Annotated in this window: 10 protein-coding genes; 7 read left to right on the top strand and 3 right to left on the bottom strand. The window is 61.6% G+C overall.

Going from position 1 to position 15,426, the window contains the following annotated elements; genetic code table 11:
* Positions 1–39: 39 nt before the first annotated feature.
* The 7 genes from SAC06_RS02505 to SAC06_RS02535 all read left to right on the top strand — a co-directional run bounded on the left by SAC06_RS02505 (position 40) and on the right by SAC06_RS02535 (position 10,858).
* Positions 40–1,668: a hypothetical protein gene (locus SAC06_RS02505; protein ID WP_350258639.1), complete on the top strand. Its 1,629-nt coding sequence runs from the start codon at positions 40–42 to the stop codon at positions 1,666–1,668.
* Positions 1,669–1,702: 34 nt separating this feature from the next.
* Positions 1,703–2,641: a glycosyltransferase family 2 protein gene (locus SAC06_RS02510; protein ID WP_350258640.1), complete on the top strand. Its 939-nt coding sequence runs from the start codon at positions 1,703–1,705 to the stop codon at positions 2,639–2,641.
* A 12-nt stretch (positions 2,642–2,653) separates the two neighbouring features.
* Positions 2,654–3,127, top strand: a complete 474-nt coding sequence (locus SAC06_RS02515; protein ID WP_350258641.1) for a GtrA family protein — start codon at positions 2,654–2,656, stop codon at positions 3,125–3,127.
* Positions 3,128–3,215: 88 nt separating this feature from the next.
* On the top strand, positions 3,216–4,409 hold the full coding sequence (locus tag SAC06_RS02520; RefSeq protein ID WP_350258642.1) for a sulfatase-like hydrolase/transferase: 1,194 nt from the start codon (positions 3,216–3,218) through the stop codon (positions 4,407–4,409).
* A 540-nt stretch (positions 4,410–4,949) separates the two neighbouring features.
* The gene (locus SAC06_RS02525) at positions 4,950–7,925 is read left to right on the top strand and encodes an FG-GAP-like repeat-containing protein (protein WP_350258643.1); all 2,976 of its coding nucleotides are present in this window, start codon (positions 4,950–4,952) and stop codon (positions 7,923–7,925) included.
* An 87-nt stretch (positions 7,926–8,012) separates the two neighbouring features.
* Positions 8,013–8,963, top strand: a complete 951-nt coding sequence (locus tag SAC06_RS02530) for a glycosyltransferase (RefSeq protein ID WP_350258644.1) — start codon at positions 8,013–8,015, stop codon at positions 8,961–8,963.
* A 104-nt stretch (positions 8,964–9,067) separates the two neighbouring features.
* Positions 9,068–10,858, top strand: coding sequence for an ABC transporter ATP-binding protein (locus SAC06_RS02535; protein WP_350258645.1), 1,791 nt, complete (start codon positions 9,068–9,070; stop codon positions 10,856–10,858).
* A gap of 24 nt (positions 10,859–10,882) precedes the next feature.
* Here SAC06_RS02535 and SAC06_RS02540 read toward each other — a convergent pair whose 3' ends face one another.
* From SAC06_RS02540 to SAC06_RS02550, 3 genes are read right to left on the bottom strand one after another with little or no spacing between them, the layout of a single operon-like run.
* Entirely contained in the window at positions 10,883–11,977 is a 1,095-nt protein-coding gene (locus SAC06_RS02540) for a glycosyltransferase family 2 protein (protein WP_350258646.1), read from the bottom strand.
* A 6-nt stretch (positions 11,978–11,983) separates the two neighbouring features.
* Positions 11,984–13,108, bottom strand: coding sequence for a hypothetical protein (locus tag SAC06_RS02545; protein ID WP_350258647.1), 1,125 nt, complete (start codon positions 13,106–13,108; stop codon positions 11,984–11,986).
* A 54-nt stretch (positions 13,109–13,162) separates the two neighbouring features.
* A complete protein-coding gene (locus SAC06_RS02550) occupies positions 13,163–15,373 on the bottom strand; it encodes a glycosyltransferase (protein WP_350258648.1) in 2,211 nt (736 codons plus the stop codon).
* Positions 15,374–15,426 lie beyond the last annotated feature (53 nt).

Genomic DNA, 15,426 nt, shown 5'->3' on the forward strand with positions numbered 1-15,426 from the left:
AAAGAGGCCGGAGACAGGCTAAAGCCGGGAGACCGCAGATTGAGCACAAATTCAGTTGAGACCGGGACCAAACCTGCGCTACCTGCCAACACTGGCTGGCGGTGGATCCTGCTGGCGCTGGTGACGGTGGGAAACTATCTTGCCTGGTACTTGCTGTGGCGGATGGTCTATCTGAGCGGCGATGATTTTCGGGCCAGCCTCAACGGAGGAGCCGGACAGTATGGCCGCTCCACCCTAGGCCAGATTTGGGCGGCCGGCGTCGATGACTATTTGCACTGGAACGGCAGGTTTGCCGACGCAATCGTGAAACTGCAGATCTCGCTCGGCTATGAGGCCTGGCAGCTCATCTCTCCTCTGCTTCTGACCCTGCTGGCCGCGGTTGCTACCGCTCTGATTTATCGGATCGGCCGGGTCGCCTTTCCCAACTTTCACCTGCGGACCGGCGTACTGGTGGTCGTCTACCTGCTGGTGAGTCTGATTCCCTTCGCGCTGATTGGGACCCAGCCGCTGCTGGGTTCAACCATGTTCTTCTTCAACGCGGCAGTGGTGGGGTACGGTCTGGCACTGTTGCTTCTGCTGGTCGGCCTGTGGCTGCTGTTCGGCCGCTATCCGAAGAATCCCAGTGTTCCGGTGCTGGTGCTGCTGGTGCCGCTTTTCTTTTCGCTCAGCCTGATCAACGAGTCGGTTGGTTTCGCGGGCCTGGTCTTGAGCATGGTGGCCCTGGCCTTGCCCGCCACCCGGGTACTGGCCCGGGGGTTTGCTCTGGCCGCGGGGGCCTCTTTGGTTGGGTTTGTGGTCTTTTTCTTGGCTCCCGGTCGGGCGAGCCGGCAGGGGCTGGTCCATGGCGCCGAGGACTCGCTGCTGGTCAGGTCTGCTCGCGGCGCGCTCATGGTGTTGCCGAGCGGGCGCATCTACCTGGTGCTGGTCCTGATCATCACCCTGGTGGCCCTCGCGATCATTGGGTCCCGCTTGGTGGCGGATCGGGGGGCAGCGGGTCGATGGCCGCTGATTGGAGCCGGGATTGGCGTGCTGGGGACCCTGGTCCTGTTTGCCGCTTCGGTTGCCTGGACGGGAAACCGGGACGGAGACACCTTTACGGCCGCAGTGCTGCGCGCGCTGTACCAACTCGGCAGCTTCAAGCTGATGGTGTTGGGACTGGGGCTTTTGATCGCGGGCTGGTTCCTGGTCGTTTACCGACTACCGGCCAAAGTCCGGGACCCGCTGGTGCTGCTCACCGTGGCGGCGGTGGTTTCTGCCGGTCCGGCGGTGGCCATGGGTCTCTATCCGGGGCGCCCCTACATTTTTATCGTCTACCTGCTCTCGCTGATTGGCGTGCTGGTGCTGACCTTAGGCTGGAGTCAGGCGCGGTCCAGGGGATTGGGGTTGGCAGCCGGGGTGTTAGTCCTCGCCACTATTGCATTTGCTGGAATGGGTTACGCGGAAAGTCATCGCCAACTCACTGACGTTTACCGGCTGTGGCACCCGGTGGAACAGGAGCTGGTGGCGGTTGGTTCCGGGGCCGAGTTGCCGGCGGAGATCATCTTGCCAAGTGCCGACAGGTACCCGGACGAACTGTGGTCTCGCCTGGTTTCCCGCTCGGAAGGATCCGAGGCAGCGCTGAGGGAGTGGTTCGGAATCCCGGATTCGGTGAAGCTAGAATGGCGGTAGGCAGCATGTTAGCGGTTCTATTTGAGGGGGCACGATGGTAGATCTTTCCGTCGTTGTCCCCTGCCACAACGAGGCCGGACAGCTGTTAGCGCTCAAGCAGGCGCTGGTCTCCACCATGACGGAGCACCTTCCAGAGCTGGCATTTGAAGTGGTCTTGGTGGACGACGGATCGACCGATGGCACCGCCGAGCTGATTGAGCAGATTTGCGCAGAGAATCCCCATTTCCGTGGGCTTTCGTTCTCGCGCAACTTCGGGAAAGAATCGGCCATGCTGGCCGGGTTGGAAGCCAGTGTCGGACAGTACGTCGTGATTATGGACGCCGACCTGCAGCACCCCCCGGAGCTGATTCCGGAGCTGTACCACCAGATTGTCCAAAACGGGGTGGATCAGGTGATTGCCCGGAGGAATCGGGCCGGGGATTCGTTCTGGCGCTCGTTGGTGTCCAAGGCCTACTACCGTCTCGTGAACTCAATGGTCGACGTAAAGCTGCAAGATGGAGAGGGAGACTTCCGGATCCTGAGCCGAAGGGCGGTCACGGCCCTGGTGTCGCTGCGAGAGACCAACCGGTTCTCCAAGGGGCTGTTTTCGTGGATTGGGTTCCCCACAGAAGTGATGGAATACCAAAACGTGACCCGGGACGGGGGAACCTCCTCGTGGTCCACCAAGTCGCTGATCAATTACGGGATTGAAGGAGTTGTCTCCTTCAACTCCAAACCGCTTCGAAGCGTGATTTACCTGGGCGCAATCATCTTCGGGCTCTCGCTGCTCTACCTGGTCTATCTGTTGGGGCAGTATCTGGTGGTTGGGGTGACAACTCCCGGATATGTCACCACGATCGCGGTGATCATCATGTTCGGCGGTGCGCAACTGTTTGGCCTTGGAATTGTTGGGGAGTACGTGGGCCGGCTGTACCAAGAGGTAAAGAGCAGGCCTCACTACCTGGTGTATCGCACCTTCGGACAGTCCGAGTAGGGGCCCAGGCAAGTGCGAAAGAATCTAGAGCAGTTCATCAGGTTTGGCATGGTTGGTGTGGTCAACACGGGGGTCTACTATGCCTTTTACCGAGTGTGGCTGTTAATCTTGCCCTACCTCGCAGCCCACGTCCTGGCCTGGGCGCTGGCCACGTTGATCTCCTTCTACCTAAACGCATACTTCACGTTCAAGGTACGCCCGACTCTAAAGAAGCTGTTAGCGTTCCCACTGTCCTCACTGGTCAACCTGGCCATTTCGACGGTGGTCTCGGCGATCCTGGTGAGCGGGATGGACGTGTCCGACAAGTGGGGAACGCTGATTGGTGGCATCATTGCCGTGCCATTTACTTTCCTGGTTGTTCGTTTGATCTTTGTCCGGCCCGCGGCCTCGACCCAGGCCCCAGCTGCAACCGCAGGGGAATCCCCGGCGGCTGCTCCAGAGCCGACTCCGGCTCCGGCACAGACAGAAGGCGAAACTACAATCTGAGTTCAGGCTCATGTTTGCTGAGCCATAAGAGAGGATGTGACCGCTGTTGGGTACCACTCAAACTGACGGCAAACCCCGCACTGGCAAGGTGCTGCGCGCTCTTGGCTGGGCCGCGGCCTGGCTCCTGGCGTTGGTAGGACTGGTCCTGTTCCTGGGATCCGTGTGGGTTCGCCGCAAGTTTGGCGTAGTTTCCATCGACCAGGCACTGATGAACATCCCCGAGCCGGGGAAGAACATTCCTGGTGGTTGGGACCTGGTGCTGGAGGGAACGCTCTGGATTGTGGTGCTACCAATCGTGATTTGGGTGGCGGCCCTGCTGCTGTGGCGGTGGACGCGGCGCCCCAGCTTCCGCTCTTCCAGCCCGAAGTTGGGCTTGGCAGTGTCGATCGCCTGGGTGCCGGTGCTGCTCCTGTTGGTGCCGGCCAGCGGGCTGTACCAGGGGAACCTCACGTTCGACCTGCAAACCTACCTGCAGGCTCGAAACTCGAAGATGGACATGCAGGACTACTACGCGGTGCCCGAGTTTGACCAGCCTCTGACTGACAAGTCCAACCTGGTACTGATTTACCTTGAGTCGGTTGAAGACGCCATGGGCCTCGTCCCGCCGTTCGAACTGAACATGTTAGCGCCGGTTCAGGAGGCAACCGAGGATTGGCAGAGCATCCCGGCCCTGGAGCAGTATGCGGGTGGGGGCTGGACCATGTCGGGGATCGTCTCGACCCAATGCGGGATTCCGTTGCGGTCTGGGAACGCGCACACGACGTCGGCCGAGATGAATGTTCTGGGGGCTGAGACCAGCCGGTTCCTCTCCGGCGCGGTTTGTCTGGGGGATGTCCTGGCTGATGCCGGCTATCAAAACGTGTTCATGGGCGGCGCCGACTCTGCTTTTGCCGGCAAACATAGCTTCCTGGAGCAACATGGGTACCAGACGATCAAAGATCTGAATACCTGGGAGGCTGCCGGTGAAACCGAGATGCGCAGCGACTGGGGTCTGTCCGACCGCCGGCTGATGGACCTGGCCAAAGACCAGCTGATGGAACTGCGCGACTCTGGCCAACCTTACAATCTGACCCTGCTGACGCTTGACACGCACGATGGACCTCGGCCTCACGACTACTGCCCGGTGACCACCGACGTGCCGATGACCTCTATTACCGAATGCTCCATGTCTCAGGTGGCCGGATTCCTCGAGTTCATGGAAGACGAAGGATTCTTGGAGGACACCGCAGTCGTGGTGATGGGTGATCACCTGAAGTTTGTGGCTGAGACCAACAGCTTCTAGGACGAGCTGCGCCCACTTGAGAATCGAACCATTTTCAACCGGTTCCATTCGCCCGAGGAGGTCAAGGTAGTCGACACGTTCACCGATCAGCTAGACATGTACCCGACCATTTTGGACCTGATGGGGCTGGATCCGGTTGATGGGCGGGCCGGCTTGGGAGTGTCCGCGCTGGAAAAGGGGCAGCCAAAGGGGAGCGTCCGTTCCCTGTCACCAGATCAGTACCATGAACTTCTGTTCTCGCGGTCCTTGGATTTCTACAATCGGATGTGGGGTCAACTGCCCAACTAAGCAGTTGTCGCTGATTAGAGCCGGGGTAGGAGTGTGCCTGCCCCGGCTGAAAGCCGCCTGGCTACCGGGGCTCATCTGACTGTGCCCAGGCGACCCTGGCCCCACGCCGGCAACCCTCTCAATGGCTCGATCTGGGCCGATCTCCGCACTTTTCTCGGATGTTCTCATTTCGTTGTCGCCTGTTACAAATGATGTTATTGTGACAGATGTGACGATTGAACTATCTACGCCTGCAACCTGAGAGGGAACCTCGTGAAGATTTGGCGAAACCTGGTGAGCCTGAGCCTGAGTGGGGGACTGGTTGTCTCCCTCCTGGTAGCCGCTCCGGTCGTGGCCGCGGCCCCGGCCACTGTTCCGACGGCAGAAGCCGCGCCCATTTCCGAGAACATCACCGCCAGTGAAGTGGAGATGACCCCGGTGGTAGCCGACAAGGAATACAGCGAAGCTCCACAGCTGCCCGAAGCTGAGGGCGACGCCCAGCAGCAGGAGTTGCTCTCCACCACTGCCGCCGAGCCCGAGCTGGACCACAGTGCCAAGGTTGCCCGCGTTGACCTGAACTCGGATATCGCTATCGTGGGCGTGACCTGGGATATCAACCAGATTGCTCCGGCGCGAGTGGACCTGCGCCGCCTCGAGTACGGCACCTGGACTGAGTGGCAGACTCTCGGTTTGGAGCAGACTCCCGACTTTGTTGACGAGGCGGAGCTGACTCGGGCCGGTACCGACCCGATTACTCTGACCAACGTCACCTCGGTCGAGGTGGTGGCTTTTGGAGCCGACGGGCAGGCGCTCGATGGGATCACGGTCAACGTGATTGATCCCCGGGGGGCCGACCCGGTCGAGAACGTGCTGACTCAGGAAGCCGCAGAGGTGCCCACAGATGAGCAGGAAGCTGCCCAATCGGGACCGGAAGAGCTTCCGGCGCCGGAAGACGAGCTGCCCCCGGCAGAGGAAAATGAGCAGTCGGAGGATCAGCTCCTCGACACCGAGGGAGCGGCGGAAGTTGACCCCGCCTCCTACCGGTCCGTAGTGCCGACCGCACTGTCCGCCAACGGCAACACCTATGACACGGGGACCAACGGATTGGTGATCACCACCCGGAAAGGCTGGGGCGCAAACGAGGCTTACCGCCAAGGGTGGGAAGACATCAATGTCATCTTTAAAGGTGCGGTCATCCACCACACGGCCGGCTCAAACAACTACACCAAAGAGCAGGTGCCCGGTCAGATTCAAGGAATCTACTACTACCACGCGGTGACGCTTGACTGGGGTGACATCGGCTACCAGCTGCTGGTGGACAAATATGGCGGCGTCTGGGAGGGGCGCTACGGGACCTTGTCGCGCAGCCCACGGGGGGCACAGGCGTACGGTGCTAACTCGGAAACCTTTGGTATCTCCGTGCTGGGGGATTACAGCAGTGCCGCTCCGCCGCAGGTCGCTCAGGATTCGGTCGCAAAGACCATTGCCTGGATGTTCAACCGGTTCAACATTACTAACCCGACCGGGACCATCTATGTGCCTGGGAGCAATCTGGCGGGTCGGACCATCGGTACCATTTCCGGTCACCGCGATGTCGGCGGGACCGAGTGCCCGGGGGCCGCGTTCTATGCGCGCATTCCCTCGATCAGGACCGCGGTAGTCAACTTCATGAAGAACCCGGGGGATCCTGGTGGGTCCGGTGGTTCGGGCGGCTCGGGTGGCTCCGGAGGCGGGTCAACCACTGCTTGGGATTACGGTCAGATTATCTCGGACAAGACGTTCTATAACTCCACATCGATGACTGAAGCTCAGATCGACAAGTTCATCAAAGATAAGGGAGCCAGTTGCACCAACGGGTCGGGAACCACCTGTCTGAAGAACAAGACGTTCCCCACGCAGAAACTCACCACCCAGCGGGGTGGGTGCCAGCCGCTGAACCTCACCGGCAATCAGACGCCAGCCAAGATTATCGCTGAGACGGCCAAGGCTTGCGGGATCAACCCTCAGGTAATTCTGGCCAACATGCAGAAGGAATCCTCCGGCATCATGCAGCCGCTCAGCGATGCTTCCTGGGCCAAGGTGATGGGCTCTGGGTGCCCGACCGGACAGGACTGCAGTGCAGCCCAAGCGGGCTTCGCCAAGCAGATCTACTTTGGGGCCGACAAGCTGGTCTCGTATCCGCTGAGCCCCAACTCCTGGCCTTACGTGAAGGCAGTGAGGGACAAGTCGCCCGTCAAGATTCCTTACAACGTCAGCCCTTCCTGCGGTACCCGTGAGTTCACGATCAAGAACGATGCGACGGCCGCCCTCTACACGTACACGCCGTACGTCCCCAATGCGGCTGCTGTTGGAAGCTACCCCAGTGCGGGAGACTCCTGCTCTCACACCGGATGGCGGAACTTCCATCACTACATGGTCGAATGGTTCCCGGAGTCGATGACCGACGGATCCACCACGCCAACTCCGACGCCGACACCGACACCAACTCCGACTCCAACCCCGAACCCGTCCAATCCGAGCTGGGGTCAGGAAGTTCGGTTTGGCGTTGGCTGGGATGGTCGAGTGATCTACCCGGGTGACTGGAACGGAGATGGGCACGCTGACCTCATGATGATGTATGGCAATGAGGACCTGATGCTCTACCCCGGGCGCGGGAACAATACCTTTGCCGCGCGGGTGAAGATCGGTCACGGTTGGGGCGGATTCGACCGTGTCCTCGGTGGAGTCGATTGGGACGGTGACGGAAATGTCGACCTGATCGGCCGGCAGAAGTCCACGGGCAACCTACTTCTTTACCCGGGGAATGGCAAGGGCTCCTTCGCCGCTCCGCGACAGATTGGACACGGGTGGAACGGAATGACGGACCTGACTGTGGCCAACTCCTTACGGGGTCCCGTAATCTACGCAATGGACAAGAACAAGCTGTATGCGTATCCGGGCAACGGCAAGGGAGGCTTCCTGCCCACGATCAGCCAGGGTTCGAACTGGGGTGGCATTAACAAGCTGGTTTCCGTTGGCGACTGGAGTGGGGACGGTAATCCGGATCTGATTGCCCGGACCACCGGCGGGGTGATGTTGATCTACCGCGGCAACAGTGACTACACGGTTCAAAACGGCGTGAAGATTGCTGAAGGATGGCAATCAATGAAAGAGTTTGGAGTCTCCAATACTGACAAGAGCTTCCAGCCTCTCTGGGTGATTAAGAGCGACAACTCGCTGTGGGATTACCGTTTCCTCGGCGTGAAGTAACCGAATGACAGCAAGTGGGCCCCGAAACAGTCTCTGTTTCGGGGCCCACTGCTACGGGCTAGAATGCCACTGTGCGAAAGGAGTCCCATGGACGTGCGTGACGCCCATATTCTGCATCTCAACGACGTGGCTCAAACCGGTCGGAACCTGGTCGGGTATGCGCGCTCGCAGGGACGCCACTGGGGTCTGAGGACCCTCCCGGCCGGCTCGGGACCGCTGATGGAGGTTGCTGGGCGCAGGTTGATCGACCTTGGGCACTGGCTCCGCGAACCAGATCAGGCGGACCTACTGCATGTGCACTACGCTCCCAATGCCTACTATGCCTGGGTGAAGCATCGCCCACACGTGGTTCATGTGCACGGGACGGACTTACGCCAGGACCTGTATCGGCGGGGGATAGGTACTCTCACCCGGCGAGCGTTGGAACGAGCCGTCCTGGTGGTAGCAGCCACCCCGGATCTATTGGAACAGCTCCAACAGCTTCGCCCGGATGCCATTCACGTGCCTAACCCGGTGCCCTACCGGGCGCTCTCCCAGCCAATTGCTCCCCGCGACCCCCAGGGACCGATCGTGTTCAACGCTCGGTGGGACGACAGCAAGGGGGCGCCGGAGTTGCTGGAGGCGGCCGCTCATCTGGTGCAGCAGGGATATCGAGTGATCGGTCTCGATTGGGGCCAGTGGGGCAGTGAGGCTCGGAATGTTGGAGTGGAACTGCGACCGCTCGGGACGCCGGCTCAGTTCCGGAGCTTGCTCGAGTCGGCCTCGGTCGTGGTCGGTCAGGTGGGGATTGACGCGTTGACGATCTCAGACCTGGAGACCCTGGTGGTGGGTCGACCGCTGGTGACTCGTGCCCAGGCTGAAGGCGCGCCGGTTGCCGCCCCAACCCCCAACATTTTGACGGCCGTGATGAACCTGATTATGCATCCGCAGGAGGCGACCCAACTCGGCCTGACCGGCCGACAGTGGGTGGAGACTGAACGCGGTCCTGCCCGGTCTTTGGAGCGCTGGGAAGACCTGTACCAGCGGATCCTCAACTAGTCTCGCCGACTGGTCGGACTAGTGCGCCCAGTCGGCGAGAGCCCTGGGCTAGTTGTGTAAGCTGGGGTGGTGATCGGCAGCAACAGACAGAACCGGAGCACCAGATGAGAAATGCTTGGCGTCAAACTCAGGAGCTAATGCCCTATTTGCCGCCCACGGCCCGGCGCTACATTCGGGTCTACATCATCCTGTCCTGTCTGCTCACTCTGCTGGACGTGGCTGCGCTAATGCTCTTGGCCCTGTCCCTGTCAGCCATGATGCAGGGGGTCCCGGTCGAACTGCCGGTGATCGGGTCCGTTCCACCCGACAAGTACATCTGGCTGCTGCTAGTCGTCTCGCTTTTGGTGATCCTCAAGTCGATCCTGTCGCTGCTTCAACAATGGGCAGCCACCCGCAGATTTGCCGAGTTTGAGCTGTCCCTCGGGGTGAAGCTGTTCGATGCTTACATCGGGGCGCCCTGGGTGGAGCGGCTAAGTCGAACTACCTCGCAGTTGGTGCGAATGGCGGATGTGGGCGTGGCCGCGGTCGTCTCCGGCCTGTTGCTTCCGCTGATTCAGCTGCCCGCTACGCTGGCCTCGTCAGTGCTCATTTTGGGAACTCTCCTCTTTGTGCAACCGATGACTGCTGTCATCTCGATCGTCTATTTGGGGGGAATGGCCTTCCTGATGTCGGTCGTCCTGACTAAGCGGGCGGTGGAAGCGGGCCGGGTAAATCGAGATTACAGCTTCCGGGTAGCCTCGCTGATGACCGACATGGTTGGGGCACTCAAAGAGATCACCCTGCGGAACAAGTTTGACGAGGTGGCGGGGGCGGTCAAGGCCAATCGGACTCACGCGGCCCGCGCCCGCGCCAATATCCAGTTCCTCGCAAGCGTTCCCAAGTTCATTATGGACACCGCGCTCATCGGCGGGTTCCTGCTGGTTGGGGTGATTTCCTACCTGGTGGAGGGAAGCCTGGATGAGGCGATCAGTGCGATCGTTCTGTTTGCCGTCGCTGGGATGCGGCTCGTTCCCGCGTTGACCACATTGCAGGGGACTGCCAATACCATCAACGCCAACCGGGCCCAGGTCGATGCGGTGCTGTTCGACATGCAGGAGGCGGAAGAGTACCGCGCTGCGGTTGAACACGTAGGGAAGGTGCCGTTGGCGCACGAGCCGCGGGAACTGGTCCTGAGCGGAGTCACCTTCCAGTACCCGACCGGGGAGCGACCCGCAGTTGCGGACGTTTCGCTGGCGATCAAGATGGGAACTTCAGTCGGGTTTGTCGGCTCGTCAGGCTCGGGTAAGTCCACCCTGGTGGACATCATCCTGGGTCTGCTGACCCCACAGGCAGGGCAGGTCCTGGTCGACGGCCAGGAACTGACCGAGGTGTTGGCTGACTGGCGCTCGCGGGTGGGCTACGTCCCGCAGGAAGTGTCCCTCTTTGACGGCACCATTTCGCAAAACGTTGCCCTCAGTTGGAGCGGTGACATCGATCAGGATCGGGTAATTGACTGCCTGAAGCGAGCTCAACTCTGGGAGGCTGTCCAGGCTCGGCCCGGCGGACTCAACGCTAAGGTGGGCGAGCGAGGGATGGCTTTCAGCGGTGGCCAGCGTCAGCGGCTCGGGATTGCCCGGGCGCTGTACTCGAACCCGTACATTCTGATTTTGGACGAGGCGACCTCGGCGCTGGATACCAAGACTGAGGCGGAAGTCGCGCAGGCAATCGCCAACCTGCGCGGAGACGTCACGCTCATCTCGATCGCGCACCGGCTCTCCACCGTGAAGGACGCGGACGAACTCTTCTTCATGGAGGGCGGTCAGGTGCTGGCCCACGGCACCTTCCACGAGGTAGTCAATCAGGTGCCGATGTTCCGCGAGCAGGCCCAACTTGCTGGGCTGGTCAACGAGGAGTAGGCGTCAGTTCGGCCGGTCCGCCGGCTACCGGGTCAGGAAGGAAGCGGCCATAAACCGCAGCGGCGCCTCGCGATGGAGCAGGTAGCGCCAGTCCGCCGGAATCAAAGCGTCCACCTGTCCGAACCTGCGCCGGGCAATTGCCAGTCGATTCAGCTCCTCAACCGGGGTAGTCGGGTCTGCTAATGCGGCCAGCAGCTGCCGGTCGATTCTGGAGAGGGGCAGGTGACAACCCGGGGCCAGCTCGAGCACCAGCTTGATCGCTTGAGCCAGGTCGCGGCGGTCCTCCTCACTCCAATGTCCACTGGTGGCGCGGTAGTAGGCGGCCCCGAAGAAGTGGATCCGCAGGTACTTGGTGCCGAGCGCCCTGCGTTGGCCCACGGAGAGCCGCCGCATCCAGGAGCTGCGCCAAACCACCTCGGTATGACGCAACTCCTCCTTCAAAGGTGCCAAGCGCATAGTGACCCGGTTGCTGGCATCAGAGCCAATCACGTAGGACGGACCCGATCGCTGAACCCGAACTCGGCCCCAAGTCCAAAGCGGGATCGAAACAGTGAGGTCTTCCCCGGTGGTCAGACCTTCCGCGCAAACAATATGCCGACTGGTCAGGAAAGTGCGCCTAGTCAGCCCCAGCGGGGCACTGCGGTAATAGAGCCGGTCCGCCACTGCGGTCCGACGGCGATGGGGAACCGGACGAACCGGCGGGGTGTGCACCGCCCCACCGCTGTCGTGGCGAAGGCGCGCAATCACGGCATCCGCGCCGGAACTGAGCTGCAACCACCGGTCGACCGCGCCCGGCTCCAAGTAGTCGTCAGACCCAAGCAGTCCGACCCACTCGGCCCGTGACGCAGCCAAACCCAGGTTGAATGGGCCGGCGGGGGAATGAATCCCATCGGCACACTGGAGCCACCGGACCCGGTCCCGCAGTTCTGCCGGAACAGTCTCACTCAAAGAGGCGATTGGCAGATTGTGGGCGACAACGATCACGCCGACATTGGTGCCATTGCTGGACAAAACTGACTCGATCGCCCGCTGGAGGCGGCGGCCAGGATCGTGACAAGCTATGATGATGTCGACCTGGTCGTTGCTCGTGGAGACTGGGCGCGACTTGGACCTGAGCATCGAGATCTAGACCCCAGCCAACTCGGCGATCGCTCGCTCCCAGGTGGCGACCTGAAGCTCAGCTGAAGCGGCCCGAGCCGCGGCATCACTGGCCGCCTTCCAGCGCTGAACATCCTCCGCCCGCAGGCGCCGCAACGCACCCGCCAAACTTTCGACCGAGAACGATGATGTGACCGCTCCGTTGTGGAACTGCTTGACCACCGCCGCCATTTCCTGCGAGGGGCCGATGATGATTCCCAGCCGGGCCTGAATGAAGTCAAAGAGCTTGTTGGGTAGAACCATCTTGAAGTTGAAGTTGGTTGGCTCCAGGGTGAAAAGTCCTACGTCATAGGTGTTGATCGTCGGGATGATTTCGTCGTAGGGAAGTGGGGGGAGGATGCGAATCTGAGGGGAGTCGGCGAAGCGATCGGACAGCTCGGCCACGTAGCTAGGGTCGACGGGTACCAGGTAGAAATCCATGGTCAGGTCGGCCTGTGCGGCGAGCACTGCCTCGGCCATGGTTTCGAGCTTCCGGTCGCGGTGGGCGGCCCCGTGGTGCACCAATCGGATTGGAGAGTGGACCTCGCTGGGTGCCAACTCGGCATAGGGAGCGGCATTCCACACCACTCCCGGGTTGATCCCGAACTTCTGGTGGTAGCGCTCTGCAATTCCCCGGTTGACCGTGGTGGTTGAGGCGCATTGGGGCAAATAGGTCCGGCAAATCCACTCGCGGAACGGGCGGATAAAAAGATTCCATTTCCAGCCCCCGTTCTTCTGCTCAGGGGCGTATTCGTGTAGGTCCGCGTGGACTCCGCGTGTCGGCTGCAAAGACAGAGCCAGGGGAACCGTTTCAAAGTCGTTGGCTAGGATCACGTCGAACTCGCGGTCAGCCAACAAATCTTGCGCGCCGCGCACCGCGGGGTTTAGCCAGTAGGCTTTGCGGAACTGGTAGGTGACTAGTTCCGCGCGGCCGTAGGCCCAGGAAATCCACGTGTCGTCCAGCTGGACGTGGTCTGCGACGCCTTCGATGGCGGGGCCGTAACCGCAGGTGGTTACCTCGTAGTTGGGGGCAAAGGCGCGAATCTGCTTTAGCACCCGAGCATCGTGGGATAGGTCGGAAAAGGCCAAAATTAGCAGGCGCGCTCTTTTCATGTTCCCAATTATGGCATAGCGAGCGAAACCGCTCCGGCTCCCGACCCGCTGGTACTAGCGGGCGTCCCTGGACGCGGACTGAGCCCAAATCCGCTTCAGTTGACGAGCCCATTCCTCCACTTGCGTCTCGGCAGAGAGTGCCCGGGCAGCCCGGTCAGAGTTCTGCTTCCACCGGGCCACCTGGTCCGCGTCGATGCCGTCGAGTGCGCGAACGGTGGCCTCCACCGAGAAATCGTCCGTCACTAGACCCAGGTCCAGTTGGTTGACGATCGAGGCCATCTCAACTGAGGGGCCAATCAGAATGCCGAGGCGAGCCTGGACAAAGTCAAAGAACTTGTTCGGTAGGGCCAGCTCTTTGTTGAGGGACACCGGAGGAAGCACAAAGATCCCGAGGTCATACTGGTTCAGGGTGGGGACCAACTCCCGGTATGGGAGGGGATCAAGAACCCGGACCTTGCCTTGGCTTTGGTCGGCCAGGGCTTTGAGTTCCTCCAGATAGGCGGGTTCGTTGGGCATCAGGTACAGGTCAAAGGTGAAGTTGCGAGGGCTGGCGATCAGCGCCTCAATCATCAGGTGGATCGCTCGCGCGCGCTGAGCTACCCCGTGGTGAACCAGCCGGATCGGCTCGTTCACCGGTTGGGGGGAGAGATCCTGATAGGGAGTGGCATTGGTGACTACACTGGGGCGGACTCCGGTCAACTCCTCATACTTGACGGCAATCCCTTCGCCGACGGTGGTGGCAGCTTGAGACTGGGGTAGATACAGGCGGCAGAGCCACTCGTAGTAGGGGCGAATCCGGCGATCCCACAGGGGGATCTGGCTCATAAGGCTGGGAGTGTGCTCGTGGAGGTCGACCAGAATCCCGACGCGGGGCCGGAGCCGAACCGCGACAGGGAGTGCGTCCACCTCGTCCGCCAGAATCAGGTCAAACCGGTTCCCCTTCAGCAGGCGCCACGACGCTGCGACTGCGGCCTGGCGCCAGTAGGCGAGCCGGTACCAGTGCAGGGTGATGTAGCGGCCGTACAGGTCCAGCTTCTGCGCCTCCGGCGGGATCGAGAAGTGGTGGGCCACCCCGTCCGGGGCGGGCCCGTACGAACAGGTCGTCACCTCCCAGTCCTGGCTCAGACGCTGCACCTGCTTCAGGACCCGAGCGTCGGAAGGAATGTTCGAGTAGCTGATAATGAGGAGCTTCCGACCGGCCGGCGGACGCTGCCGGACCTGTTTCCCGATCACCTTCCCCACCGCGGTCGAGCGGAGGTTGGCCTCCGGTGTCAGCGCCAGGAACGGGTTCCGCGGCAGGATCCGGGTCCAGAGCGGGAGCTGACTGCGGCCGGACAGTTCGCGGGTAAAACCGTCCGCATCCGCCTGGACCACAGCGGCCAGTAGGCGCTGGTCGGCAGCGGTGAAACGGTGTCGAGCCGGCGGGGCAAAGGCAGCAATCTTTCGGGTGAGTTGGGCAAAATGTCGCCAGTCCTGCGCGGTGAGAGCGTCTCGCTGGGCGTCCTGCTCCAAAGTTCCCAGGACGTGAACCCGAAGGAGCTTCACCGCCAGGCTGGTGCGGGTCCGCCTCGGCAACGCCCGGACTTCAGGGTCGGCCAGCAACAGTTCGATTGGGGCCAACCGGTCAGCCAAGGCCCTTGGCCTCAAGGTGACGCGCTCGCGGGCATCAGACCCCACGGTGTAGGCCGGGTCTTGCGGATAATAGGACACCGAGAGTCCGTCCGTCCACAGCCGCACCCCGGGCTGAAAATCTTCCCCGACGTGAACGTCTTCCCGGAACTGATAGCGCGGGTTTTGAGCCAGTTCTCGCCGAATTAGTCCCAGGGGAGCGGTGCGGTAAAACAGTCGATCCCGGGCGGCCTGCAACTGCCGGTTTCTCCAGGTGAGGGGATTGAGCTCGCGGCCTGCGCCCTGGAACGTCAGCGGTGCCAGGACCACGTCGGCCCGGTCGGCCCGCTGTCGGGAGATCAGTGCGGTTAGGGCCCCCTCTTCGAACCAGTCGTCCGACCCCATCACACCGACCAGGTCAGCCCGAGCCGAGGCGATCCCGCGGTTGAACGGAACCCCTGGGAATCCAATCCCCTCGGCGCAGGCAACCACTTCGAGTCGGGAAGAGTCGGGCAGGTCCAGGTCCTGCGGGTCCACTCCGTGCGCCACCACAATTACTCCGGCTTCGGGGCAGGACAGGACGCTTTCGCAGGCCCGGCGGATGGGGCGGTCGACCTGGTGCACGGCCACGACAATCTGTGCGGTCAACTCTGTCATGGTGTCTCCTTGGTTGAATCGGGGAAGTGTGCGCAGCGCGGGTCCCACCCACG

The sequence above is a fragment of the Scrofimicrobium sp. R131 genome (assembly GCF_040256745.1).
Classification (GTDB): domain Bacteria; phylum Actinomycetota; class Actinomycetes; order Actinomycetales; family Actinomycetaceae; genus Scrofimicrobium; species Scrofimicrobium appendicitidis.